This is a genomic window from Amycolatopsis heterodermiae, from assembly GCF_034929455.1.
Taxonomy (GTDB): Bacteria; Actinomycetota; Actinomycetes; order Mycobacteriales; family Pseudonocardiaceae; genus Amycolatopsis; species Amycolatopsis heterodermiae.
The window spans coordinates 410,132-433,901 of record NZ_JAYFSI010000005.1; the positions used below are offsets into that span (position 1 = coordinate 410,132).

General features: G+C 71.2%; 22 protein-coding genes. 7 read left to right on the forward strand and 15 right to left on the reverse strand.

Annotation, left to right across the window (positions count from 1 at the left end; all coding sequences use genetic code 11):
• The first annotated feature begins 154 nt into the window (after positions 1-154).
• Positions 155-769, forward strand: a complete 615-nt coding sequence (locus VA596_RS24065; RefSeq protein WP_323330239.1) for a TetR/AcrR family transcriptional regulator — start codon at positions 155-157, stop codon at positions 767-769.
• A 30-nt stretch (positions 770-799) separates the two neighbouring features.
• Here the strand turns inward: VA596_RS24065 and VA596_RS24070 are convergent, their stop codons facing one another.
• Positions 800-1,141 (reverse strand): UBP-type zinc finger domain-containing protein, encoded by a 342-nt coding sequence (locus VA596_RS24070; RefSeq protein ID WP_323330241.1) that lies wholly within the window; start codon positions 1,139-1,141, stop codon positions 800-802.
• 68 nt (positions 1,142-1,209) lie between these two features.
• Positions 1,210-2,166, reverse strand: coding sequence for a helix-turn-helix transcriptional regulator (locus tag VA596_RS24075; RefSeq protein WP_323330243.1), 957 nt, complete (start codon positions 2,164-2,166; stop codon positions 1,210-1,212).
• A gap of 111 nt (positions 2,167-2,277) precedes the next feature.
• On the opposite strand from VA596_RS24075, the gene VA596_RS24080 reads away from it, so the two are divergent.
• Together VA596_RS24080 and VA596_RS24085 are read left to right on the forward strand one after the other, a co-directional pair.
• Positions 2,278-2,736, forward strand: a complete 459-nt coding sequence (locus tag VA596_RS24080) for a nucleoside deaminase (protein ID WP_323330245.1) — start codon at positions 2,278-2,280, stop codon at positions 2,734-2,736.
• Between the two features lie 41 nt (positions 2,737-2,777).
• Positions 2,778-3,740, forward strand: coding sequence for an isopenicillin N synthase family dioxygenase (locus VA596_RS24085; RefSeq protein WP_323330247.1), 963 nt, complete (start codon positions 2,778-2,780; stop codon positions 3,738-3,740).
• 21 nt (positions 3,741-3,761) lie between these two features.
• Here the strand turns inward: VA596_RS24085 and VA596_RS24090 are convergent, their stop codons facing one another.
• Together VA596_RS24090 and VA596_RS24095 are read right to left on the reverse strand one after the other, a co-directional pair.
• A complete protein-coding gene (locus tag VA596_RS24090; RefSeq protein ID WP_323330249.1) occupies positions 3,762-4,964 on the reverse strand; it encodes a hypothetical protein in 1,203 nt (400 codons plus the stop codon).
• 294 nt (positions 4,965-5,258) lie between these two features.
• Positions 5,259-6,545 carry a GGDEF domain-containing protein gene (locus VA596_RS24095; protein WP_323330251.1) on the reverse strand — a complete coding sequence of 429 codons (1,287 nt, stop codon included), beginning with the start codon at positions 6,543-6,545 and terminating at the stop codon, positions 5,259-5,261.
• A 393-nt stretch (positions 6,546-6,938) separates the two neighbouring features.
• Here VA596_RS24095 and VA596_RS24100 point away from each other — a divergent pair, with 393 nt between their 5' ends.
• Both VA596_RS24100 and VA596_RS24105 read left to right on the forward strand, forming a co-directional pair.
• Positions 6,939-7,847 carry a chitinase gene (locus tag VA596_RS24100; protein WP_323330552.1) on the forward strand — a complete coding sequence of 303 codons (909 nt, stop codon included), beginning with the start codon at positions 6,939-6,941 and terminating at the stop codon, positions 7,845-7,847.
• Positions 7,848-8,003: 156 nt separating this feature from the next.
• Complete coding sequence (locus VA596_RS24105) at positions 8,004-9,359, forward strand: purine-cytosine permease family protein (protein WP_323330253.1); 1,356 nt, start codon at positions 8,004-8,006, stop codon at positions 9,357-9,359.
• On the opposite strand, the gene VA596_RS24110 is transcribed toward VA596_RS24105, so the two are convergent.
• The 11 genes from VA596_RS24110 to VA596_RS24160 all read right to left on the reverse strand — a co-directional run bounded on the left by VA596_RS24110 (position 9,347) and on the right by VA596_RS24160 (position 22,005).
• Entirely contained in the window at positions 9,347-9,850 is a 504-nt protein-coding gene (locus VA596_RS24110) for a hypothetical protein (RefSeq protein ID WP_323330255.1), read from the reverse strand. The two genes, VA596_RS24105 and VA596_RS24110, sit on opposite strands and share 13 nt — an antisense overlap.
• 140 nt (positions 9,851-9,990) lie before the next feature.
• Positions 9,991-11,772: a murein biosynthesis integral membrane protein MurJ gene (gene murJ / locus VA596_RS24115; RefSeq protein WP_323330258.1), complete on the reverse strand. Its 1,782-nt coding sequence runs from the start codon at positions 11,770-11,772 to the stop codon at positions 9,991-9,993.
• A gap of 97 nt (positions 11,773-11,869) precedes the next feature.
• Positions 11,870-12,127 carry a hypothetical protein gene (locus tag VA596_RS24120; protein ID WP_323330260.1) on the reverse strand — a complete coding sequence of 86 codons (258 nt, stop codon included), beginning with the start codon at positions 12,125-12,127 and terminating at the stop codon, positions 11,870-11,872.
• A gap of 86 nt (positions 12,128-12,213) precedes the next feature.
• A complete protein-coding gene (locus tag VA596_RS24125) occupies positions 12,214-12,825 on the reverse strand; it encodes a TetR/AcrR family transcriptional regulator (protein WP_323330262.1) in 612 nt (203 codons plus the stop codon).
• A complete protein-coding gene (locus VA596_RS24130) occupies positions 12,822-13,655 on the reverse strand; it encodes an SDR family oxidoreductase (protein WP_323330264.1) in 834 nt (277 codons plus the stop codon). Before VA596_RS24130 ends, VA596_RS24125 begins: the two co-directional genes overlap by 4 nt.
• Positions 13,656-13,665: 10 nt before the next feature.
• Positions 13,666-14,832 carry an acyl-CoA dehydrogenase family protein gene (locus tag VA596_RS24135; protein ID WP_323330267.1) on the reverse strand — a complete coding sequence of 389 codons (1,167 nt, stop codon included), beginning with the start codon at positions 14,830-14,832 and terminating at the stop codon, positions 13,666-13,668.
• Positions 14,829-16,778, reverse strand: coding sequence for an acetyl/propionyl/methylcrotonyl-CoA carboxylase subunit alpha (locus VA596_RS24140; RefSeq protein WP_323330269.1), 1,950 nt, complete (start codon positions 16,776-16,778; stop codon positions 14,829-14,831). The genes VA596_RS24135 and VA596_RS24140 overlap by 4 nt, the downstream gene beginning before the upstream one ends.
• Before the next feature lie 7 nt (positions 16,779-16,785).
• Positions 16,786-18,384 (reverse strand): acyl-CoA carboxylase subunit beta, encoded by a 1,599-nt coding sequence (locus VA596_RS24145; protein WP_323330271.1) that lies wholly within the window; start codon positions 18,382-18,384, stop codon positions 16,786-16,788.
• On the reverse strand, positions 18,381-19,529 hold the full coding sequence (locus VA596_RS24150; RefSeq protein WP_323330273.1) for an acyl-CoA dehydrogenase family protein: 1,149 nt from the start codon (positions 19,527-19,529) through the stop codon (positions 18,381-18,383). The genes VA596_RS24145 and VA596_RS24150 overlap by 4 nt, the downstream gene beginning before the upstream one ends.
• On the reverse strand, positions 19,526-21,217 hold the full coding sequence (locus VA596_RS24155; protein ID WP_323330275.1) for an acyclic terpene utilization AtuA family protein: 1,692 nt from the start codon (positions 21,215-21,217) through the stop codon (positions 19,526-19,528). Before VA596_RS24155 ends, VA596_RS24150 begins: the two co-directional genes overlap by 4 nt.
• Positions 21,214-22,005 (reverse strand): TIGR03084 family metal-binding protein, encoded by a 792-nt coding sequence (locus tag VA596_RS24160; protein WP_323330278.1) that lies wholly within the window; start codon positions 22,003-22,005, stop codon positions 21,214-21,216. The genes VA596_RS24155 and VA596_RS24160 overlap by 4 nt, the downstream gene beginning before the upstream one ends.
• 140 nt (positions 22,006-22,145) lie before the next feature.
• Between VA596_RS24160 and VA596_RS24165 the strand changes: the two genes are divergently transcribed.
• On the forward strand, positions 22,146-22,976 hold the full coding sequence (locus VA596_RS24165; RefSeq protein WP_323330280.1) for an enoyl-CoA hydratase-related protein: 831 nt from the start codon (positions 22,146-22,148) through the stop codon (positions 22,974-22,976).
• Positions 22,973-23,572, forward strand: a complete 600-nt coding sequence (locus tag VA596_RS24170) for an acetoacetate decarboxylase family protein (RefSeq protein ID WP_323330282.1) — start codon at positions 22,973-22,975, stop codon at positions 23,570-23,572. Before VA596_RS24165 ends, VA596_RS24170 begins: the two co-directional genes overlap by 4 nt.
• Positions 23,573-23,770 lie beyond the last annotated feature (198 nt).

Genomic DNA, 23,770 nt, shown 5'->3' on the forward strand with positions numbered 1-23,770 from the left:
CTACCAAAGTCTCGAACTGACGTTCGACCGTCAGGCCATCAGCCTGCCGGTATGACCTCCCTCTCCTGGACCAAGCGCTCACTTACACTGAGGGCGATCGAGGTGGGCCGCCGAGCCCGTCGCCCGTGGGTGCCGCGTCTGAGAGGATCTCCCGATGACGATGTCCCTGTCGGCCGAACTGTGGCCCGATGTGCAGCCCGAGACCGCGCGCCGGCTGATGCTGGCCGGGGTCGAGGCGTTCGCCAAGCGCGGGTACCACGCCACGACGACCCGGGACATCGCCGGCGCCGCCGGGATGAGCCCGGCCGCGCTCTACGTGCACTTCCCGTCCAAGGCCGCGCTGCTGTTCGCGATCAGCCGGTACGGCCACGAGCAGACGCTCGCCCTGGTCGAGAACGTCGTCGCCAAGGTGTCCGACCCCGTCGAGCGGATCCGGCTGATCGTCGAGGACTTCGTCGCCTGGCACGCGCGGCGCCACACCGTGGCCCGGGTCGTGCAGTACGAGCTGCAGGCCCTGCCCGACGAGGAGTTCGAGGTGGTCGCCGAGCTGCGGCGCCGGATCGAGCGGATCGTGCGCGAGGTGATCGCCGAAGGGGCCGGCGCGGGTGCCTTCACCGTGTCCGACCCGCACGTCGCGGCCCGCGCGGTGCTGTCGCTCGGCGTCGACGTCGCCCGCTGGTACAGCGAGCGCGCCCGGCAGACGCCGACCGCGCTCGGCAAGGAGTACGGCGGCCTGGTGCTGCGCATGCTCGGCGTCCAGGTCGCCTGACTGAGACCTCCGCCACAGACTAAGCGGTCGCTAACCGTTCAGGTGCTGCTGCCAGTCCGCCGGCAGGCGTTCGACCGGGCCCGGCACGGGCTGGCCGTCCGGGTGCGAGTCCGGTTCGCTCAGCGCCGGTCCCTCGCTGGCCGTCTCGGTCTCGAAGTTCCAGAACCAGGACTCCCCCGGCTCGAAGCTCTGGATGTACGGGTGCCCGGTGGCCTTGAAGTGCGCGGTCGCGTGCTGCGCCGGCGAGGTGTCGCAGCAGCCGACGTGCCCGCACTGCGCGCACCGGCGCAGGTGCACCCACCAGCCACCGGCCGCGTCGCACTCGACGCAGCCCGCACCGCTGGGCGCGACCGACGGATCGATTCCAGGCACCGAGCTCACAGTCACCCTCCGGGTTTCTCACCGCTACCGGCCACCGAGCCTACCCGGCACGGCGGCCCTCAGCCGACGGCGCGCGCGAAGCGCTCCGCGATCACCCGAAGCTGGTCCACGAAGCCCGGCGGCGCCTCTTCGACGACGAAGTCGTGGCCCCACTGCGCCAGGTAGTACGGCACCGCGTCCAGGTTGGCCGCCCCGGTCCGCACGCGGCAGCTGTGCTCGTCGATCGGCTCCACCATGCCGCTCGTCGGCGGGATCCGGGCGGCCACCACCTCGGCCGAGGCCGCGACCCGCACGACGAGCTGGTGCGGGTACGGCGCGGACGAGATCTGCCGGGAGACGTACGCCGCGAGGTCCTCGGCCGGCGGTTCGCGCGGGGTGAACCGGAAGCCCGCCACCGGCACGCCGGTGATCCGGTCGACGCGGAAGGTGCGCCAGTCCTGCTTGCCGATGTCGAAGGCGACCAGGTACCAGCGGCGTCCGGTGTGCACCAGCCGCAGCGGCTCGGCCGAGCGCTCGGTCGCCGCACCCGAGCGGTCGCCGTAGCCGAAGCGCAGCCGCTCGTGGTCCCGGCAGGCGGCGGCGATCACGGTGAGCACCCCGGCGTCGACGGTCGGGCCGCCGCCGGGCAGCGACACCGTCGCGGCCTGCAGCGCGCCGACCCGCGGGCGCAGCCGGGCGGGCAGCACCTGTTCGAGCTTCGCCAGCGCCCGCACGGACGTCTCCTCGATGCCGCTGACCGTGCCGCTCGCCGCCGTGCGCAGGCCGACCGCGACCGCGACGGCCTCGTCGTCGTCCAGCAGCAGCGGCGGCAGCGCGGCCCCGGCGCCGAGCCGGTAGCCACCGGCGACACCCGGCGTCGCGTGCACCGGGTACCCCAGCGATCGCAGCCGTTCGACGTCCCGGCGGATCGTCCGGACGTCCACCTCCAGCCGCGACGCGAGGTCCGAGCCCGGCCAGTCCCGCCGGGTCTGCAGGAGCGAAAGCAGCCTGAGCAGTCGCTCCGAAGTGCCGTACATGACACGCAGTGTGCCAGACATCGAGGACAGTTCTGGTCCTCGATCCGCCGGATGGTGCAGTTGAAGTGTCAAACACTTGCCAGGCACGGCTCCGGGCGGTGAGAGTGGCGCATGCCGATCGACCCTTCAGCCATGCTCGCCGTCGCCCGGGAAGAAGCCGAACTGGGCCGCGACGAGGGCGGCGTGCCGATCGGGGCCGCGTTGTTCGACTCCGCCGGTGCCCTGCTGGGCCGCGGGCACAACCGGCGCGTGCAGGACGGCGACCCGTCGATGCACGCCGAGACCGCGGCGTTCCGCAACGCGGGCCGCCGCCCCCACTACCGCGACACGATCATGGCCACCACGCTCTCCCCCTGCTGGTACTGCTCCGGGCTCGTCCGTCAGTTCGGTATCGGACGCGTGGTCATCGGCGAAGCCGAGACGTTCCACGGCGGGCACGACTGGCTCGCCGGGCTCGGCGTGGAGATCACCCTGCTCGACGACCCCGCGTGCACCGCGCTGATGACGGAGTTCATCGCCGCGCGCCCGGACCTGTGGTTCGAGGACATCGGGGTCGAACAGTCCACCTAGGACAGCTTCACTCAGGACAGCTTTCCGTGCGAGGAGCTCGTATGCCGTCATCCGTACCGCTCGTGGACCTTTCGCCGTGGTTCACGGGCACCTCCGAGGGCCGGGCCGAGGTGGCCGAACAGGTCGACCGGGCGCTGCGGGAGTCCGGGTTCCTGCTGGTCACCGGGCACGGCGTGCCGGACGAGCTGCGCCGGCGGACCCGGGAGCTCGCACGCCGGTTCTTCGCACTGCCCGAGGACGTCAAGCAGCGGTACGCGGTCACCGTCGGCGGCCGCGGCTGGCTGCCGCCGGGTGTGGAGGCCAACGGCTACGCCGAGGGCACCGAAACCCCGCCCGACCTCAAGGAGTCGTACTCGGCGGGCGCGGACTTCGGCGTCGGCGTCGCCGAGATCGACGGGTTCTGGTTCCAGCCCAACGTCTGGCCGGACGAGGTGCCGGGGCTCGCCGAGACGGCCACCGAGTACATGCGCCGCATGCGCGCGCTGTCGGACCACCTGCTGGAGATCTTCGCCGCGGCGCTCGGCCTGGCCGAAAGCCACTTCACCCGGCACACCGCGCACCCGACGTACACGTTCAACATCAACTGGTACCCGCCGATGACGCACGTCGGCCAGCCGGAGCCCGACCAGTTCCGGATCGGCCCGCACACCGACTTCGGCACGGTGACGGTCCTCGACCGCCAGACGGGCGTCGGCGGCCTGCAGGTCTACACGGCCGGCGGCGAGTGGGAGGACGCCCCGCACCACCCGGAGGCGTTCACGGTGAACATCGGCGACCTGATGGCCCGCTGGACGGGCGACCGCTGGCGCTCGACCCGCCACCGCGTCCTGCCGCCGGCACCCACAGCCCCGGACGAGGACCTGATGTCCCTGGTCTTCTTCTACGAGACCGACCACGACGCGCGCATCACGTCCCTGGCCCCGCCGCTGGGCAAGCGCATCTACCCGGAGGTCATCGCGGCGGACTACCTGCGGGACAAGCTGGACGCCATCACGATGAGCTGAGGCCCGGCTCCGCGCAGCCAGTCACCGCCGCCGTTTGCCGTAGACCTGCATCGGTTTCTTGGGCCGTTCTTCTGCCGGGGCGGCCGGGGCAGCCGAAGTGCTAGGTCCGCGGCCGTGGAACAAATAGGGCGCGCCGACGACGATCAGTTTCTCGGCCAGGGTGCCGTGTACCGCGTCCACCAGCGAGGTCGTGTAGGTCTCCTCCGTGATCGCGAAGGCGAGGAACCCCACGGCGGCCACGACTGCGAACAGCACGGCGACCCCGGCGTACGGCCACAACGGCAACTGGAGACCCAGCTCTTCGAGCACGACGTAGGACATCCGGGTCCCGGACCACGCCTCGGCGAGCTGCACCGGCATCGCCGCGACGGCCAGTGTGTAGATCAGCGCGAACGTGATCGCGAGGACACCCAGCAGGAGCGTGCAGAGGCGGACAGCGCACTGCCTGCGGAACCCGGATGCGACCAGTTCCGCCAGATCCGCGGCCGTCCCTCGTAGCGCGTTTGGAGCGAACGCCTGGCGTTGGTAACGGTCCAGCTTCCGGCTGTCCGGCCAGCTTTCTCTCGTCAGGCACCGCGAGTGCAGAATCACCACGCCACGTGCCACGGCCGCGTCGGCATTTTCGGCCACGGTGACCGCCGCTCGCTCGAACACCTTCCTCACCCGCACCCGTCGCAGCCGTACGAGCACCAGGGCCAGCAGCGGAACGATCGTCAACAACGCCAGCAGTGCCAGCCGTCCCTTCGCCGCGGCAACAAAGTGCCACGGATCCTCGGTGAGCAACGGGGCGGTCACGATGACCAGGGCCGCCGGAACGAAGAGCGGGACCCGCAAGGCCAGCTCCAGAGCCCGTAGGCTCCACCGGCCGACGAAGGTCACGGCCACCGGCATCAGGTGAGTCACCATCAACGCCGCTCCGCGGTGATCAGCCACCAGGACGACGCCCGCCGCCAGCCACAGGCTGAGCAAGATCAGGAGGTCGAGCGTCGGTGTCAGAAGACCCACCAAGCTGAGCAACAGCACGACGGCGATCCCACCAGCGACCAACCCGACCGCCGCGAAAGGCCCGAACCCACCCAGTAGCATCGTGCTGCCTACCAGGCCTATCACCGTCGCCGCGGCGACGCTGCCGCTGAACATACGCCCTGCGTTCGCCTGGTCATGGAGGGCCTCGGGACAGACTTCACCGAAGCCCGACCGGCGCAGGGCCCGCACGCTCAACACACGCGGCTCCACAGGCCGACGTCCCGGCCTGACCAGCGAACGGGCCTTCTCATTCCGCTGGTGTTGGCGCCACCGCCAACCGCCTGAGTCGAGCACGTCGAGGGACTCCCTCCGAGGCCGAGCATGGTCGCCTACTGGTCGCCGGCCGACAACGGATTGTTACCGCCGACCAGTGTCCGGGCGAAGAGTTCGGCCGCGAAACACGGTCCGAGCTCGCTCGGCGTATGCGGTCGGAGGACGTGGCTCACCCATCACTGCCGCGTTCCTCATGAGTGTGCGGTCGGGTCAGAACCTTCATTGCCGTTCCTGGCCCGGCTCCGCGCAGATCGTGCGGTTGCGGCCCGCGGCCTTCGCCTGCAGCACCGCCGCCTCCGCGGCCAGGAGCGCGTCCGCCAGTACCTCGTCGGGGCCGCAGCCCGCGACGCCGATCGAGACCGTCACGCCGACGAACTGCGGGCCGTCGCCCGAGGCCTTCAGCGCCACCAGGGTCGAGGCGACCCGCAGCCGGATCCGTTCCGCGATCGCCATCGCGTCGAACCGGCCGGTGCCGGGCAGCAGGACGGCGAACTCCTCGCCGCCGGAGCGTCCGACGAGATCCGCGGCCCGGACCTCGTCGCGCAGGGTGTCGGCGACCGCGCGCAGCACCGCGTCGCCGATGCGGGCGCCGTAGCGGTCGTTGAGCTGGCGGAAGTGGTCGAGGTCGAGCAGCAGCACGGCCTGGCCGGGGCCGTGCCGGCCGAGCCGGGCCACCTCCGTCTCGGCGGCGCCGCGCCACGAAGCGGCGGTCAGCACGCCGGTGCCGGGATCGAGGGTGACGTGTTCGCGGCGGCCGCGGCCCAGGCCGCCGCGGTGCAGCACGACCGTCGCGCCGGCCAGGAACGGCACGAACAGCGGGGCGGCGAGGGCGGCCCAGCCGAACAGGACGCCGAACGTGGTCATCGCGGCGTCGAAAGCGTGGCCCGTCGCGGCTTCTCGGGACGGGCGAGGGCCGTCGGCGGCGGTCACGAGCGCGGCGTTCACGGCGAGGAACGCCAGCCCGGCGAGGACGAGCAGGGCGACCGTGCGCGTGTCGAGCGCCGCGGCGAGCGGCTCGACGCGGGTCGCGGTGAGGAACGCCCCGGCGACGAGTCCCGCCAGCGCGGTCGACGCGGCGCCGAACACCTGGCGGTACACGGGTCTTCTGCGGACCCGGAACCACTGGTGCAGCGCGGAGAGCACGACCAGCGCGACGGCGAGGCCCGGCCGGAGCACGACCACCCCGGCGAAGACCCACGGGGTGTCGACGCCGGGTCCGAGCAGGGTGTCCTCGCGGTGGCGTTCCACCGGCCGGGACAGTTCCGCGGTGACCAGCATCCCGCCCGCGAGCAGCGCGAACGACGGCAGCATCGGGGCGAGCGGCGGGAACCGGACGGCGGCGGCGAGGGCCACGGCGGCGACGGCGAGCACGTCCACCACGACGACGAAGAAGACCTGGCCGCGGCGGGGCAGGCGCCACACCGCCCAGCGCTGCAGGGGCACGGCGAGCAGGAACCGGCCGGGGCGGCGTCCCCCGCCGGCTGCGACCGTGGAATCCCCCACCATTTCGGCAAACTAGCCGGTCTGCCGCGCGCTGTCACTCCGCCTTCAGGGGAATCTCACACGGCCCCCCGAAGCGGGACGCTCAGGAGCCGCGCGCGCACGGTGTGTCATGTTTCCGACCGAAGAAGGGTTGACACGCGATATTGGTCTAGTCCACTGTGTGGTGGCACACAGCGCTCCTCCCGGGATGATCCCGCCGCCTCAAACCGGAGGTGCTCCATCCTTTTCCGTTTGGAGGACCCCATGCTGAATCGTTTGTCGCCGACCCGACCGCAGTCACGGCCGAACAACCTGGTAGTAAAGGTTGCGCGCCGCTCGGGGGGCGGCCTTCTTTCGGCCGGATCGGCGACCCGGGTGCGCCGTCTGGTGACCCTCGCGGTCGCGGCCGGAGCCGCGATGGCGACGGCGGTCGGTCTCGCCCCGCAGGCCATGGCCGCGGTGGACCCGGTGCTCGCTTCCCCGTACCTGTACCAGTGGGGCGGCCAGACCAGCCCGACCGCGGCGATGTCCGCGACCGGGGTGAAAGCGTTTACCCTCGCGTTCGTGCTGTCCGACGGCACCTGCAACCCCAAGTGGGACGGCAGCCGCTCGCTGACCGGCTCGGACAAGACGCTCATCACGAACATCCGCAACGCGGGCGGGGACGTCATCCCCTCCTTCGGCGGCTGGTCCGGCACGAAGCTCGGCTCGAAGTGCACGTCGGCTTCGGCGCTGGCGGGCGCGTACCAGAAGGTCATCGACGCCTACGGGCTCAAGGCGATCGACCTGGACATCGAGAACACCGACGAGTTCCAGAACAACACGGTGCAGGACCGCATCCTCAACGCGGTCAAGCTGACCAAGCAGGCCAACCCGAACCTGAAGGTCGTCATCACCATCGGCACCACGACGACCGGCCCCGACAGCTACGGCAAGCGCCTGATCAACCAGGCCAAGGCGATCGGCGCCCCGGTCGACGTCTGGTCGGTCATGCCGTTCGACTTCTCCAGCGGCGGTGACATGGCCGCCATGACCAAGTCCGCGGTCGACGGGCTGAAGAACCAGCTCAAGACGACGTTCGGCTACACCGACGACACGGCGTACCGGCACAGCGGCCTCTCCTCGATGAACGGCAAGACCGACAACGCGGGCGAGACGGTCACCGTCGCCAACTTCACCTCCATCCGCGGTTACGCGACGAGCCACCACTTGGGCCGCTTCACGTTCTGGGCCACCAACCGCGACTGCAGCGGCGGCGGCGAGTGCAGCGGCATCACGCAGGACAAGTACGCGTTCACCAAGATCGTCGCCGGGTACACCGGCTGACACGGAGCCCGTAGTGGGGCAGTCGAAGGCCCTCTCACCGGCATCGGGGTCGGTGAGAGGGCCTTCGCGGTTTCCCGGTGAGTGGGACCCGGTTGCCGGTGACCGGGACCCGGATTCCGTCACACCGCCGCAATATCCGTCACCTACCGTCGGTCCATGACGACGACCGAAGGTGCCCACTACGGCGACAAGGTCGTCGCCGTCGAGCCCGGCGGGATCGAACCCGTCGCCGACGCCGACCGGCACGGGACGCCCCGGCAATTGGCCTGGACCTGGGCCTCCCCCAACCTCGAGTTCGCCACGGTCTTCGTCGGCGTGCTCGCCGTGACCGCGTTCGGGCTCTCGTTCTGGCAGGCCGCGCTCGCCGCCCTCCTGGGCAACGGCCTCGGCGCGCTGGCCCACGGGGTGCTGAGCGCGCGAGGCCCGCGGTACGGCGTGCCGCAGATGGTGCTGGGGCGCGCCGCCTTCGGGTACCGGGGGAACCTCGTGCCCGCCGCGCTCATGTCGGTCATGGCCGGGATCGGCTGGTTCGCCGTCAACAGCGTCAGCGGGGCCTTCGCGCTGACCAGCCTCACCGGCCTGCCCGTGCTCGCCTGCCTCGTCATCGTCGTTGCGGCGCAGATCGCGATCGCCTTCTTCGGGCACAACCTCGTCCAGGCGTACGAGAAGTACGTCTTCGCCGTCCTCGCGATCGTGTTCGCCGCGGCGAGCGTCGTCGTCTTCGCGAAGTCCCACCCCGGCACCGCCCCGGGCACCGGCGGGCTCGGCGGGTTCCTCCTCGCCGTGGGCACCGCGTTCGGCTACACCGCCGGCTGGAACCCGTACGCCGCCGACTACACGCGCTACCTTCCGCACACCGCGTCACCACGCGCGATCGGCATCTACGCCGGCCTCGGGCTCTTCCTGTCCACGACGGTCCTGATGCTCGTCGGCGCCGCCTCCACGACGATCGGCGGGGCGGCCGACGACAACCCGGCGACGGCGTTCACCGGGCACCTGCCCGGTTTCCTCGCCGCCGCGACGCTGCTGGCGATCGCGCTCGGCGCCGTCGCCGCGAACGTACTCAACGTCTACTCGGGCGCGCTCGCCTTCCTCGCCCTCGGGGTGAAGCTGCCGCTGGCGTGGCGGCGGGCCGTCGTCGCGCTCGCGTTCGGCGCGGTCGGGTTCGTGCTGGCCTGGCTCGGGCTGGCCGACGCCGGCCACGCCTACGAGAACTTCCTGCTGGTCATCGCCTACTGGATCGGCCCGTGGCTGGGTGTGCTGCTGGCCGACCACCACCGGCGGCGCGGCACCGGGTTCGGCACCCTGCTGACCGACAAGGGGTACGGCAACGCGGCCGGGTTCACCGCGTTCCTCGTCGGGCTGGTGGTGTCCGTCGGGCTGTTCGCGAACCAGGCGCTCTACACCGCGCCGATCCCGAAGGCCGTCCCGGAGACCGGGGACCTCACCTTCGCCGCCGGCTTCCTCATCGCCGGCGGGACCTACCTGCTGCTGCGGCGTCAGCGCGTGTGACCGCCGTGGTGGTCACCACCGCCGTAGTTCGCGTAGCCACCCGGGTACAGCGTCCGCAAGTCCACTGTGGTCGGTGGCGGCACCGTGGTCGTCGGCGGCGGGATCTCCACCGTCGACACCGAAGGTGACGGCGTGGGCGTCCGGGTCGGGCGCGCCTGCATGACCACCGGGGACGGCGTGGTCGTCTGCGTGGGCACGGCGACCGCGCTCGACGACGGGACGCCCGTGGCCGGCTGCAGCTGCGGGAACCCCGTGGACCCCGGGACGGGATCGGGCTGCGTCACCAGCGCGAGCACCAGCCCGCCCAGCACCACCGCGACCGCCGACGCCAGCGCGATCCGGGCCCCCGGGCTGTGCGGCTCGGCTTCGGGGTCGCGGCGCGCCGCCACCTCGGCCGAGCGCGAGCCCGGTTTCCGCGGCCGGACCCCGGCCTGCCGGAGCAGTTCGTCGACCGAGACCCGGTCACGCCGCCTGCGCGCGCTGCGCGTCATGAACGACCTCCACCCCTTCGCTGATTCCGCTGGATATTAGGAACCGGCGCCGGAATTGTAAACGTGCTGATCGCAGCGCTCTCGTTATCGTTTCGAGACGTCCGGATCGCGGATCCGGCCGTAGTCGTCAACAAGGGTTCCTAGCGGCGCAGCAACCCCGCCACGCGCCGGGTCACGGGGGTGAACTCCGGCAGCTTGAGCAGGGCCAGCAGCCCGAACGGCACGGCGATCCCGAGCAGGCCCTGGATCGGCAGCTTCACCCACGCGGTGGCGACCTCGCCGAGCGAGGCGGGCACGGCGTAGCCGGCGAGGACCGCGGCCAGCACCCCGAGCCCGCTCGCGCCCAGCGTGATGAGCCCGACCCGCAGCGACCGGCGGCTGCGCAGGTGCCCGAGCCGGACCCACAGCCAGACCTGGCCGAGCACGGCGCCGACGACGAACCCCGCGCCGTTGACCAGCATGACGCCGTAGACGACGTGCTCGCCGTCGAGCAGCCCGTGGCACAGGAACAGCAGCGGGATCTTGACCGCGGTCATCACCAGCATGATGAGCGTCGGCGTCCGGGCGTCCTTCATCGCGTAGAACACCCGCAGCTGCAGCATCACCAGCGCGTACGGCAGCAACCCGACTGCGGAGACGGCGAGGGTCTGGCCGAGCCGCTCGGCGTCGTCGAGGGTGCCGCGGCCCCAGGTGAAGATCGCGACGCCGATCGGCGTGCCGACGACGGCCAGGGCCGCGGAGATCGGCACGAACAGCACCGTGGAGATGCGGGACGCGAGCGAGAGGTCGCCGACGAGCCCCGCGGTGTCGCCGTCCGCGGCGGCCCGGCTCATCCGCGGCATCAGCGCGGTCAGCAGCGAGACGCCGAGGATGCCGTACGGCAGCTGGAAGAGCAGCGACGCGTAGCTGTAGGCGGTGACCCCGCCGCCGGTGCCGCCGGTCAGGACGCGGGTGGTGATGACGAAGCCGACGTGGCTCACCACGACGTACCCGAGGATCCACGCGGCGAGCCCGCCGAACTCCTTCATCCGCGGGTCGAAGCCCCAGCGCCAGCGGAACCGGAAGCCGGTGCGCAGCAGCGCCGGGACGAGCACCAGCGCCTGCACGACGATGCCGAACGTGGTGCCGAGGCCGAGCACGAGCAGCTTGGGGTCGCTCATCCGCGCCGGGTTGACCGTCAGCTCCCCCGGCATCACCGCGAACGCGACCAGGGTGGCGGTGACGACGACGTTGTTCAGCACCGGTGCCCAGGCCGGCGGCCCGAACACGTTCTGGGCGTTGAGGATGGCCGACATCAGCGCGAACAGGCCGTAGAACAGGATCTGGGGCAGCAGCAGGTAGGCCAGCGCGGTGGTCAGCCCCGGGTTGGCCTCCGCTGACGATTTGTCGACGTAGAGCGCGGTGAACAGCGGGGCGATGGTCACCGCGACGGCCGTCCCGACGGTGAGCAGCACCAGCGCCATCGTGAGGAGCCGCTGGGTGTAGGCGCGGCCGCCGTCGACGTCGTCCTGCGAGCGGACCAGCAGCGGCACCACGACGCTGGCCAGCACACCGCCGAAGAGCAGCTCGAACACGATGTTCGGCAGGGTGTTGGCGACGGTGAAGGAGTCGTTGACGACCCCGGTCCCGACCACCACGGCCAGCAGCAGCTTGGCGACGAAGCCGGTGATCCGGCTGACGGTCGAGGCGATCGCCATCCGCCCGCTCGAGCGGGCCAGTGACGACCCGGCGCCTTCGCCGCGGCCGGCGGACACGGGCGACGCGGGTGGCCTCGCGACGATCTGCGTGGCGAACTCGTCGTACGGCCGCCGCGAGACGTCGAGGTCGCGGGTCGGCCAGTGCAGGCCGCGAAAGTCTGTGGGGAGGAAGACCGTCGCTTCCTCGTCCCCCGGCTTCGTGGCCGGGGGGTCCTGATCCGCCATGTGACCACACTGCCAGGTCAGGGCGGTGGACGGGAACGGCGGTGGGCACCGAACGTGCGAGCGAAACCCGCGACGCTGCGTGACGGCGCGCTCGGGCTCAGGCGGCGAGCGTGATCTCCAGCGCGGCGCGACCGGCCTCGGTCAGCTCGGCGGGGACGCGGCCGACGGCACCGTCGGCGGCGGGGCGCACGTAGCCGCCGTGGGCCAGGGCGTGCGCGGTCATCTGATCGCAACAAGCGAATCCGTCGACGAAGAGGTCGGGCTCGCAGCTGCACGACATCTCAGCGCGTCCGGCGGCCACCGCCCTCAGCATCGCCATCGCGCGGTGGGTGAGCTCGACTCCTGAACCGGACACCGGACTGCCTTTCTGCTCCGTGAACCTACTACTACGAGTCATCGTCCATTGGGCCAATTGTGTTAGCTACGGCACTAGGACGTTTACTAGAGCTCGGAGGTTCCGGCCAGTCGGAGTTCCAGAGTCTGGGCCCACTCACGCACGATCTGGCGACGGCGCCGGGTGTCGTCGGTCAGCAGGTTCGCCAGGCCCAGGCCACGGGCCAGATCGAGAGTGGCCTGGACCAGCTCGCGGACCCCGGCCCGCGACTCGTCGACGCTCAGCAGTTCGACGGTCACCCGATGGGCTTCCCGGCCGACCCGGGCCTCCAGCGGCACCAGCACGTCCCGCAGGGCCTCGTCGGTCGCCGCGACCGCCCAGAGCTGCAGCGCGGCCCGGAACAGCGGCCCGGTGTACAGGTTCAGCACCATCTCGACGACGCGCTCGATGCGCGACGACCCGCTCGGCAGGCCGGCCGCCTGGGCGCGCAGCTCGTCGATCTGCGCCTCACCCAGGAGGTCGACCGCCGCCGCGACGAGCGTCTCCCGCGTCGGGAAGTGGTGCTGCGCGGCGCCCCGGGAGACGCCCGCGCGTTCGGCGATCACGGCGACCGTGACCCCGTGCCAGCCGCGCTCGCCGAAGCTGTCGAGCGCGGCCTCGATCAGCCGCCGCCGCGTGGTGCGGCTGCGCTCCTGCTGGGGTTCGCGGACGCCGGTCAAGCCGGGTCGACCCAGAAGTCGAGCTGGAGGTCCTCCTCCGAGCCGCCGATGCGGTACTTCGCGAAGTCGGTGACGCCCGCGGCGCGCAGGACCTCGTCGTCGAGGAAGAAGTTCCCGGTGGCTTCCCGGCTCGGCTTGGTGAGGATCGCGTACGCGGCGTCGGCCATGATCTCCGGCGTGCGGCTGCGGTCGGCCAGTTCGGCGCCGACGACGTTGCGGATCGCCGCGGTGTCGATCGTGGTGCGCGGCCACAGCGAGTTGACGGCGACGCCGTCCTTGCGCAGTTCCGCCGCGAGGCCGACCGTCACCAGGCTCATCGAGTACTTGGCGATGCTGTAGGCGAGGTGGCCGGCGGTGAACCACTTCTCGTCGAGGCTGATCGGCGGCGACAGCGTGAGGATGTGCGCGTTCGCCGCCTTCTTCAGGTGCGGGATGGCCAGTTTGGACAGCAGGAACGTGCCGCGCGCGTTGATGTCCTGCATCAGGTCGTAGCGCTTCATGCTGACCTGCTCGGTCGGCGTCAGGTCGATCGCGCTGGCGTTGTTCACGACGATGTCGATGCCGCCGAACTGCTCGACGGTCTTCGCCACCGCGGCCGCGACGCCGTCGTCGTCCCGGACGTCGCCGAGGATCGGCAGGGCGTGGCCGCCGGCCTTCTCGATGGCCTCCGCGGCGGTGTAGATCGTGCCGGGCAGTTTCGGGTGCGGCTCGGCGGTCTTGGCCAGCAGCGCGACGTTGGCGCCGTCCTTGGCGGCCCGCAGCGCGATCGCCTCGCCGATGCCGCGGCTGCCGCCCGACATGATGATGGTCTTGCCGTCCAATGTAGACATGGCGACCCTCCTAGTAGGACTTGGGCAGGCCGAGGCTGTGCTGGCCGACGAAGTTGAGCACCATCTCGCGGCTGACCGGGGCGATGCGGCCCAGCCGGACGGCGGTGACCAGCGTGCCGAGGCCGTACTCGGTGGCCAGGCCGTTGCCGCCGTGGGTCTGCACGGCCTGGTCGGTGGCGCGGATCGCGACCTCGGCGGCGGCGTACTTGGCCATGTTGGCCGACTCCCCCGCACCGAAGTCGTCACCCGAGTCGTAGAGCGAGGCGGCCTTCTGGGTCATCAGCTTGGCCAGCTCCAGCTCGACCTTGATCTCGGCCAGCGGGTGCGCGAGGCCCTGGTGGGCGCCGATCGGGGTGCCCCAGACCTGGCGCTGGTTGGCGTAGGAGACGGCCTTGCCCAGCGCGTACCGGGCGATGCCGAGGGAGAACGACGCGCCCATGATGCGTTCCGGGTTGAGGCCGGCGAACAGCTGCGCGATCGCCGCGTCCTCCTCGCCGACGAGGGCCTCGGCGGGCAGGTGGACGTCGTCGAGGAACAGCGAGAACTGGTTCTCCGGCGAGACGATGTCCATCGGGATCTTGGTGTACTCGAACCCGGCCGTGCCCGTCGGCAGGATGAACAGCGCGGGCTTGAGCCGGCCGGTCTTGGAGTCCTCCATGCGGCCGACGACGAGCACCGCGTCGGCCTCGTCGACGCCGGAGATGTAGACCTTGCGTCCACTGAGGACCCAGCCGTCGCCGTCACGCTTGGCGGTGGTGGTGATCTTGTGCGAGTTCGACCCGGCGTCCGGCTCGGTGATCGCGAAGACCATCCGCTTGCTGCCGTCGGCGATGCCGGGCAGCCACTGCTTCTTCTGCTCTTCGGTGCCGAAGCGGGAGATCACGGTGCCGCAGATCGCCGGCGAGACGACCATGAGCAGCAGCGGCGAGCCCGCGGCGGCCAGCTCTTCGAGCACCGCGGCGAGGTCGGCGATGCCCGCGCCCCCGCCGCCGTACTCCTCGGGGATGTTGACGCCGAGGTAGCCCAGGCGGCCGGCCTCGTCCCACAGCTCGTGGGTCTTCTCGTCGGCGCGGGCCTTGCGCGCGTAGTACTCGTGCCCGTACTTGGCGCCCAGTTCGGCGACGGCCTTGCGGAGCGCGATCCGCTCCTCCGGCTCGCTGAAGTTCATCGCGTTCATGCTTCTTCTCCCACCACGGCCAGAATTGTGCCGACTTCGACCTGCTGTCCCACTGTCACCGGCAGCTCCGTCACCACGCCGTCGGCGGGGGCGGCGATCCGGTGTTCCATCTTCATCGCTTCGAGCCACAGCAGCGGATCGCCGGCCTTGACCGGATCCCCGGCCTGCACGGCCAGCCGGACGACCGTGCCCGGCATCGGCGCGACCAGCGACCCCGCGGCCAGCGCGGCGTCCGGGTCGGCGAACCGGGGCTCGGCTTTGAGCGCCACCGAACCGAGCGCTGAGTCCACGTAGGACACCCCGTCGTGCCGGGCGACGTCGAAGGTGCGCCGCACCCCGGCGACGTCGAGGACGACCCGGCCGGGTTCGGCGGTGACCAGCTCGGCGTCGTACCCTTCGGCCTTCAAGCCGTCTCGGGTCAGCGAGTAGACGATCTCGTACTCGCGGTCGCCGATCGAGAAGAGCTTGCGCTGCCCCGAAGACCGGACGTTGCGCCAGCCGCTGGGCAGCCGGCGCTGCGCCGTCGCCGACGCCCGGTTCGTCGCGGCCTCCGCCAGCGCGGCGGCCAGCGCGGAGAGCCGTTCGGTGTCCACAGTGGCCAGCGGCGCGGCCAGGGTGTCCAGGCCGTGCCGGTCGAAGAACGCCGTGTCGGTCTCCCCGGCCAGGAAGGCGTCGTGGCGCAGGATGTTCACCAGCAGGTCGCGGTTGGTGACCACGCCGTGGATCTTCGTCGCCGCCAGGGCCTTGGCGAGCCGCCGGGCGGCCTCGGCGCGGGTCGGCGCCCAGGTGATCACCTTGGCCAGCATCGGGTCGTAGTGCACCCCCACGACCGAGCCGCTGACGAACCCGGAGTCCAGCCGCAGCCCCGGTCCATGGGTGAAGGAGCGGTCCACATCGGGCACTTCGAAGGTGTGCAGCGTGCCGCTCTGCGGCTGCCAGTTCGCGGCCGGGTCTTCGGCGTAGAGCCGGACCTCGATGGAGTGCCCGGCGGTCGGCGGCGGGTCGGCGGGCAGCCGTTCGCCGTCGGCGACGCGCAACTGCAAGGCCACCAGATCCAGACCGGTGACGTTCTCGGTCACCGGGTGCTCGACCTGCAGCCGGGTGTTCATCTCGAGGAAGTAGAACCGGCCGTCCGGCCCGGCGAGGAACTCGACCGTGCCCGCGCCGACGTAGTCGATCGCCTGGGCCGCCTTGCGCGCGGCGTCGAACAGCTCCGCGCGCATGACGTCGTCGACGAACGGCGAGGGTGCCTCTTCGACGACCTTCTGATGCCGGCGCTGGATCGAGCACTCCCGCTCCCCCACCGCCCACACCGTGCCGTGCCGGTCGGCCAGGACCTGGACCTCGATGTGCCGCCCGGTCTCCAGGTACCGCTCACAGAAGACGGTCGCGTCGCCGAACGCGGACGCGGCCTCCGCGCTCGCCCCTTCCACCGCCTCGGCCAGCTCGCCGAGGGAGCGGACCACGCGCATGCCTCGCCCACCACCCCCGGCGGACGCCTTGACCAGCAACGGAAGATCGTCCTGGGTGACGTGCTCCGGGTCCAGTTCGGACAGCACCGGGACACCCGCCGCGGCCATCAGCCGCTTGGACTCCACTTTGGAGCCCATCGTCTCGATGGCCTCCGGCGGCGGCCCGACCCAGGTCAGCCCGGCGTCGAGGACGGCACGGGCGAACGCGGCGTTCTCGGACAGGAAGCCGTAACCGGGGTGGACGGCGTCGGCCCCGGTGTCGGCCGCGGCCTTGACCAGCAGCTCGGCGCGCAGGTACGTCTCGGACGGCGCGTTGCCGGGCAGCCGGACGGCCGCGTCGGCTTCGAGGGTGTGGGGCGCGGCGGCGTCGGCGTCGGAGAACACGGCGACCGTGCCGATCCCGGCGTCACGGCAGCTGCGGAAGACGCGGCGGGCGATCTCGCCGCGGTTGGCGACCAGCAGGTTCTGGATCATCGCTCACTCACATCCGGAAGACGCCGAAGCCCTCGGCGCCCTTCACTGGTCCATTGTGGATCGCGGACAGGCTCAGCCCCAGCACGGTGCGGGTGTCGCGCGGGTCGATGATGCCGTCGTCGTAGAGCATGCCGGAGAGGAACATCGGCATCGACTCGGCTTCGATCTGGCCTTCCACCATGGCGCGCATGGCCTTGTCGTTCTCCTCGCTGTACTCCTGGCCGCGCGCCTCGGTGGCCGCGCGGGCCACGATCGACAGCACGCCGGCCAGCTGCGCCGGGCCCATCACCGCGGACTTCGCGCTCGGCCAGGCGAACAGGAAGCGGGGATCGTAGGCGCGGCCGCACATGCCGTAGTGCCCGGCGCCGTAGGACGCTCCCATGAGGACGGACAGGTGCGGCACCTTCGAGTTCGACACGGCGTTGATCATCATCGCGCCGTGCTTGATGATGCCGCTCTGCTCGTACTCCTTGCCGACCATGTAGCCGGTCGTGTTGTGCAAGAACACCAGCGGGGTGTGGATCTGGTTGGCCAGCTGGATGAACTGCGCGGCCTTCTGCGACTCCTCGCCGAACAGCACGCCCTGCGCGTTGGCCAGCACGCCGACCGGGTAACCGTGGATGCTCGCCCAGCCGGTCACCAGGCTCGGCCCGTAGAGCGGCTTGAACTCGTCGAAGTCGGAGCCGTCGACGACGCGGGCGATGACCTCGCGCGGGTCGAACGGCACCTTGAGGTCGGTCGGCACGATGCCGAGCAGGTCGTCGACGTCGTAGAGCGGCTCATCGTAGTCCGGCTTCGGCGACGGCCCCTGCTTCGTCCAGTTGAGACGCTTGATGATGTTGCGGCCCAAGCGGATCGCGTCCTGCTCGTCGACGGCGAGGTAGTCGGCCAGGCCCGAGGTCCGCGCGTGCATCTCGGCGCCGCCGAGCGACTCGTCGTCGGACTCCTCACCGGTGGCCATCTTGACCAGCGGCGGCCCGCCGAGGAACACCTTCGCGCGCTCCTTGACCATCACGACGTAGTCCGACATGCCCGGCAGGTACGCGCCGCCGGCGGTCGAGTTGCCGAACACCAGCGCGACCGTCGGGCAGCCCGCGGCGGACGCCCGCGTGATGTCGCGGAAGATCCGGCCGCCCGGGATGAAGATCTCCTTCTGCGTCGGCAGGTCGGCGCCGCCGGATTCGACGAGGTTGATCGTCGGCAGCCGGTTCTGCGCGGCGATGTCCGCCGCCCGGTAGGACTTCTTGGCCGTCCACGGGTTGCTCGCGCCGCCCTTGACCGTCGGGTCGCTGGCCGAGACGAGGCACTCGACGCCCTCGACGACACCGATGCCGGTCACCAGGCTTGCGCCGACGCGGTAGTCACTGCCCCAGGCCGCCAGCGGCGACAGCTCCAGGAACGGCGAGTCCTCGTCGAGCAGCAGCTCGATCCGCTCGCGGGCGAGCAGCTTGCCGCGCTTGCGGTGCCGCTCGACGTACTTCTCGCCGCCACCCGCCACGGCCTTGGCCTGCTCGGTGTCGATCTCGGCGAGCTTCTCGAGCATCGCCTCGCGGTTGGCGCCGAACTCGGCGGCCCGCGTGTCCACTGTGGACCTCAGGGTCGTCATGAGGTGTATCCCAATCGCTTCGCGGCCAGGCCGGTGAGGATCTCGTTGGTGCCGCCGCCGATACCGAGGATCCGGACGTCGCGGTAGTGCCGCTCCACCTCGGCCTCGCGCATGTACCCAAGCCCGCCGTGCAGCTGGACGGCCTCGTTGACCACCCACTCGGCGGCCTCGACGGCGGTGTTCTTGGCGAAACACGCCTCGGCGATGACCTCCTCGCCCGAGACGTGCCGGATGGCGGCCTGCCGGGCGTAGGTCCGGGCGACGTCGGTCTTGCGCGCCATCTCAGTGAGCTTGTGCTGCACGAGCTGCCGCGAGATCAGCGGCCGGCCGAACGTCTCGCGCAGCCGGCACCAGTCGAGCGTCAAGTCGAGTGCGCGCTGAGCGTGCGAGTACGCCTGCACGGCAAGGGAAAGCCGTTCGGTGACGAACTGGGTGGCCACCTGGGCGAACCCGCTGTTCTCGGCGCCGACGAGGTTCTCGACCGGCACCCGGACGTCCACGTAGGACAGTTCGGCGGTGTCGGAGCAGAGCCAGCCCATCTTCTCGAGCTTGCGCGACACGGTGAACCCGGGCGTCCCGCGTTCGACGACGATCAGCGACAACCCGTGGGCACCTTCACCGCCGGTGCGCACGACCGTCGTCACGAAGTCCGCGCGGCAGCCGGAGGTGATGTAGGTCTTGGCACCGTTGATGACGTATTCGTCACCTTCGCGGACCGCCGTCGTCCGGATCCCGGCGACGTCCGAACCGCCGTCCGGCTCGGTGACGGCCAGGGAGCCGATCTTGTCCCCGGCCAGGGTCGGGCGCACCCAGCGTTCGATCTGGACGGGGTCGGCGGCCTCGGCGATGTGCGGGACGGCGATGCCGCAGGTGAACAGCGACGCGAACAGCCCGCCGGAGCCGCCCGCGTAGTGCATCTCCTCGGCGACCACGAGCGCGTCGAGGTAGTTGCCGTCGCCCCCGCCGACCTCCTCGGGGAAGGCCACACCGAGCAGACCCAGGTCACCGGCCTTGCGGTGCAGGTCGCGCGGCAGCTCGCCGGCGCGTTCCCAGTCGTCGAGGTGCGGCAGGACCTCCTGCTCGACGAACCGGCGCACGGTCTTGCGCAGCTCGGCCCGCTCGGGCGTCCGGAAGGGATCGGTCACAGGAGCACCTCGGGGATGTCGATTTCGCGGGACCGCAGCCACTCGCCGAAGGCCTTCGCCTGCGGGTCGAACCGCGCCTGCGAGGCGACACCTTCACCGAGGATGCCCTCGACGACGAAGTTCACCGCCCTCAGGTTCGGCAGCAGGTGGCGCGTCACCGGCAGGTCCGCGGTCTCCGGCAGCAGCAGCTTGAACTCGGCGACGGTCAGCCGGTGCACCAGCCAGCGCCAGGCCTCCTCGGACCGCACCCAGACGCCCAGGTTGGCGTTGCCGCCCTTGTCCCCGCTGCGCGCACCGATGACGCTGCCGAGCGGCGCCCGCCGCACCGGCCCGTGGTCGAGCGGTTCCGGCAACGTGGGCTCGTCCACATCGGACAAGTCCTGAGTGGACGCCGAAGGCGCTATGTCGACACGCATCCCGTCCGGCAGCACGGCGACGTGCGGCACCGTCCCGGCGTCCACATAGGCTGCGGTGTAGACGCCGTACGGCGAAGCGTCGGATGGCGGGGCCGTGACGTGGAAACCGGGGTAGCTGGCCAGCGCGAGTTCGACCGCGGCGCTGGTGAAGGCGCGCCCGGCGACCTTCGGGTCGGTGTCCTTGACGGCGACGTGCAGCAGCGCGCTCGCGGTCTGCTCGGTGTCGGCGTCGGCGTGGTCGGTCCGGGCCAGTGTCCACGTGACGTCGGCGGGCGGCCGGTCCTTCAGCGCGCCTTCGAGTTGTTCCTTCACCAGCGCGGCTTTCGCCTCGATGTCGAGTCCGGTGAGGACGAACGTCGTCTCGTTGCGGAACCCGCCGAGCCGGTTGAGCGCGACCTTGAGCGTCGGCGGCGGCGCCTCGCCGCGGACCCCGGAGATCCGCACGCGGTCCGGCCCGTCCTGGCTCAGGGAGAGCGTGTCGAACCGCGTGGTGACGTCAGGCCCGGCGTAGCGCGCGCCGGTGATTTCGTAGAGCAGCTGGGCGGTGACCGTGCCGGTGGTCACCACTCCCCCGGTGCCCGGGTGCTTGGTGATCACGCTGGAGCCGTCGGCCTCGATCTCGGCGATCGGGAAGCCCGGCAGGCCCAGGGAATGCTCGGTGAAGAAGGCGTAGTTGCCGCCGGTGGCCTGCGCGCCGCACTCGATGACGTGCCCGGCCGCGACGGCGCCGGCGAGCGCGTCGTAGTCGTCACGAGCCCAGCCGAAGTGCGCGGCGGCCGGCCCGACGATCACCGAGGCGTCGGTGACACGCCCGGTGACGACGACGTCGGCGCCCGCGTTCAGGCACTCCGCGATGCCCCACGCGCCGAGATAAGCGTTGGCGGTCAACGGTTTCCCGAGGCCAAGCTCGTCGGCGCGGGCGACCAGGTCGTCCCCTTCGACGTGCGCGATCTTGACGTCGACGCCGAGCTTGTCGGCCAGCTCGCGCAGCGCGCCGGCCAGCCCGGCCGGGTTGAGCCCGCCCGCGTTGGCGACGATCTTGACGCCGTTCTCCTTCGCCAGCTCGAGGTTCTCCTCCATCTGGCGGAGGAACGTCTTGGCGTACCCGCGGTTCGGGTCCTTCAGCCGGTCGCGGCCGAGGATGAGCATGGTCAGCTCGGCCAGGTAGTCCCCGGTCAGGACGTCCAGCGGCCCGCCGGTGAGCATCTCGCGCACGGCGGAGAAGCGGTCGCCGTAGAACCCGGACGCGTTGCCGATCCGCAGGGCTGTCATGCGAACTGCCCCGCTTCCCGCCCGGAACCCGGAGGTCCGGCGAAGGCCTGCGCGATGGTCAGCCACTCCTCGACGTCGGCGCCCTGCGCGACCAGGTCCGTGTCGGCCGGGTGCCGCCGCTGGGTGATGACCAGGCAGAAGTCCACGGCGCTGCCGGTGAGCTTCTGCTCGGCGTCCTCCGGCCCGAACGTCCAGGTGGTGCCGTCCGGTGCGGCCAGCTCGACGCGGAACTCCTCGGTCGGCGGCGCGAGGGAGTTGAGCAGGTAGGCGAAGTCCCGGGTCCGCGTGCCGAAGCGGGCGATGTGCCAGAGCCGCGCGGTGGGCTCGTGACGCAGACCCAGAGCGTCGTAGACGTCCTGACCGTGGGCCCAGGTCTCCATCAGACGGGCCGTGACCATGGAAGCCGCGCTCATCGGCGGGCCGTACCAGGGCAGTTTCTGCCCGTCCGGCACCGCGGCCAGCGCCTCGGCCAGCTGCGCCCGCCCGGCGCGCCAGCGTTCGAGCAGCTCCACAGGGGGCAGCTCGGCACCTTCGGCCGCGGCCTCGTCGACGTAGTGCTCGCCCGCGGTGAGCAGGCTTTCGACCTCGGCCTGCCAGTCCTCCGGATGGGCCGCGGCGATCAGGGCCTTCTCATCGGTCCAGGTGAGGTGCGCGATCTGGTGCGCGATCGTCCACCCCTCGGCCGGCGTCGCGCGCGCCCAGTCGGACGCGGGCAGGTCCGCCACCACGTCGTCGAGTGTCCGAGATTCCGCGTCGAGATCCCCGAGGATCACGCCGAGGTCCGCCATCGCCGCCTCCTTGCGTACTGGCGCCCAGCGTGGCACCGGCCCCCGGAAAAATCAAGCACGCCTGATTGTTTCGCCCCGGACGCTGCGGACACACTATTGACATCTTGCCAGTAGTGCCGGTCTGCCTTAGTTTCATCGCCATGGCCGAGACCACCTACGCCGTCGCGGACCGGATCGCCACGGTGACGCTGAACCGCCCCGAGGCGCGCAACGGCTACACGATCCGGATGGCCGACGAGCTCGGCGCGGCGATGGACCGCGCCGACCGCGACGAGGACGTCCGCGTGGTGGTGCTGACCGGTGCCGGGAAGGACTTCTGCGTCGGCGCCGACCTGTCGCAGGGCGGCTTCGACTTCGACCCGGCGACCGGCCCGGACGCGGCCTGGCAGGAACCCGCCGGCCGCTGCTCGAAGCGGATCTTCACGATGAACAAGCCGGTGATCGCGGCGCTGCAGGGCGCGGCGGTCGGCGCCGGCAGCACGATCACGCTCCCCTGCGACTACCGCCTCGCCTCGGAGGACTCCCGGTTCGGTTTCGTGTTCACCCGCCGCGGCATCTACCCCGAAGGCGCGTCGGCCTGGTTCCTCCCCCGGCTCGTCGGCATGGGCACCGCGCTCGACTGGATGATCAGCGGCCGCGTCTTCCCCGCGGCGGAAGCCCTCGCAAAAGGCTTGGTACATCAGGTTTTCCCGACCGGAACCGTGCTCGACGAGGCGTACGAGCTGGCCCGCGAACTCATCGCGAACACGGCGCCGGTGTCCGTCGCGGTCACCCGCCAGCTGCTCTACCGGATGGCGAGCGCCGATTCGCCGTTCCCGGTGCACGAACTCGACTCGCGCCTGATCGGCGGCCTGGGCAGCAACGCGGACGCCGTCGAAGGGGTCATGTCGTTCCTGCAGAAGCGGCCGCCGTCGTGGAGCCTGCGCGTCGACAAGGACCTGCCCGACCACCTCCCCTGGCTGGACTCATGAGCCTCTACCCGCCGCAGCCCTGGAACCTCGTCGCGGACGCGCGCGTGTCGGTCTGGCGCGTCCCGGTCGCGGACCTGCCCGCGGTGCCCGCAGAACCGGTGGTGATCGCCGGGCACGCGTCGGTGTTCACGGCCTGGATCGACTACACCCCGCCCGGCCAGCTCGCCTACCACGAGCTGCTGGCCGCGGTGGCGGTCAAGGGCCGCCGGGTGTCGTGCTCGATCACCGAGATCTGGGTCGACAGCGAGGCCTCCCTGGCCGGCGGCCGCGAGCTGTGGGCGATCCCGAAGGACCTGGCCACGCTGGACTTCACGGGCGGCCGCACCTTCACCGCGACCGCGGCGACGTCCGAAGACTGGATAGCGACGGCCGCGTTCCGGCGCCGGACCGGCCTGCCGGTCCGGCTCCCGACGTCGTTCGAGGTGGTCCAGGAACGCGACGGCCTGCTCCGCACCCCGGTGGGCGCGAAGGTCGGCCCGCGCCCGGCCTCGGCGGACTGGAGCTTCAACCCCCGCGGCCCGCTGGCCTACCTGGACGGCCGACGCCCGGTGACGAGCCTCGAACTCCCCGCCTCCCAGCTCCGCTTCGGCGCCTGAGGACTTCGTCCGGAGCGGTCTGGCGAGGCTCGAAACCGGTCGCCCAACCCCCGGTTTCGCGGCCTGAGCAGCACCTCTCGGTGATCGCGTAACCCGCGAGGGTGAGACCGCGACACGCCACCCATTGGGGCACGTGCAGCCGTCAACCCCTACATGTAGTCTCTGGTGACCGGCAGGGCCCAGCGACGGGGAGACCGC

Bases quoted from the DNA above. Each gene is read 5' to 3' on its own strand.
- VA596_RS24065 (WP_323330239.1), top strand. From the start codon at position 155: ATGACGATGTCCCTGTCGGCCGAACTGTGGCCCGATGTGCAGCCCGAG.
- VA596_RS24075 (WP_323330243.1), bottom strand. From the start codon at position 2,166: ATGTACGGCACTTCGGAGCGACTGCTCAGGCTGCTTTCGCTCCTGCAG.
- VA596_RS24080 (WP_323330245.1), top strand. From the start codon at position 2,278: ATGCCGATCGACCCTTCAGCCATGCTCGCCGTCGCCCGGGAAGAAGCC.
- VA596_RS24085 (WP_323330247.1), top strand. From the start codon at position 2,778: ATGCCGTCATCCGTACCGCTCGTGGACCTTTCGCCGTGGTTCACGGGC.
- VA596_RS24095 (WP_323330251.1), bottom strand. From the start codon at position 6,545: ATGGTGGGGGATTCCACGGTCGCAGCCGGCGGGGGACGCCGCCCCGGC.
- VA596_RS24100 (WP_323330552.1), top strand. From the start codon at position 6,939: ATGGCGACGGCGGTCGGTCTCGCCCCGCAGGCCATGGCCGCGGTGGAC.
- VA596_RS24105 (WP_323330253.1), top strand. From the start codon at position 8,004: ATGACGACGACCGAAGGTGCCCACTACGGCGACAAGGTCGTCGCCGTC.
- VA596_RS24110 (WP_323330255.1), bottom strand. From the start codon at position 9,850: ATGACGCGCAGCGCGCGCAGGCGGCGTGACCGGGTCTCGGTCGACGAA.
- murJ (WP_323330258.1), bottom strand. From the start codon at position 11,772: ATGGCGGATCAGGACCCCCCGGCCACGAAGCCGGGGGACGAGGAAGCG.
- VA596_RS24130 (WP_323330264.1), bottom strand. From the start codon at position 13,655: ATGTCTACATTGGACGGCAAGACCATCATCATGTCGGGCGGCAGCCGC.
- VA596_RS24135 (WP_323330267.1), bottom strand. From the start codon at position 14,832: ATGAACGCGATGAACTTCAGCGAGCCGGAGGAGCGGATCGCGCTCCGC.
- VA596_RS24140 (WP_323330269.1), bottom strand. From the start codon at position 16,778: ATGATCCAGAACCTGCTGGTCGCCAACCGCGGCGAGATCGCCCGCCGC.
- VA596_RS24145 (WP_323330271.1), bottom strand. From the start codon at position 18,384: ATGACGACCCTGAGGTCCACAGTGGACACGCGGGCCGCCGAGTTCGGC.
- VA596_RS24155 (WP_323330275.1), bottom strand. From the start codon at position 21,217: ATGACAGCCCTGCGGATCGGCAACGCGTCCGGGTTCTACGGCGACCGC.
- VA596_RS24160 (WP_323330278.1), bottom strand. From the start codon at position 22,005: ATGGCGGACCTCGGCGTGATCCTCGGGGATCTCGACGCGGAATCTCGG.
- VA596_RS24165 (WP_323330280.1), top strand. From the start codon at position 22,146: ATGGCCGAGACCACCTACGCCGTCGCGGACCGGATCGCCACGGTGACG.
- VA596_RS24170 (WP_323330282.1), top strand. From the start codon at position 22,973: ATGAGCCTCTACCCGCCGCAGCCCTGGAACCTCGTCGCGGACGCGCGC.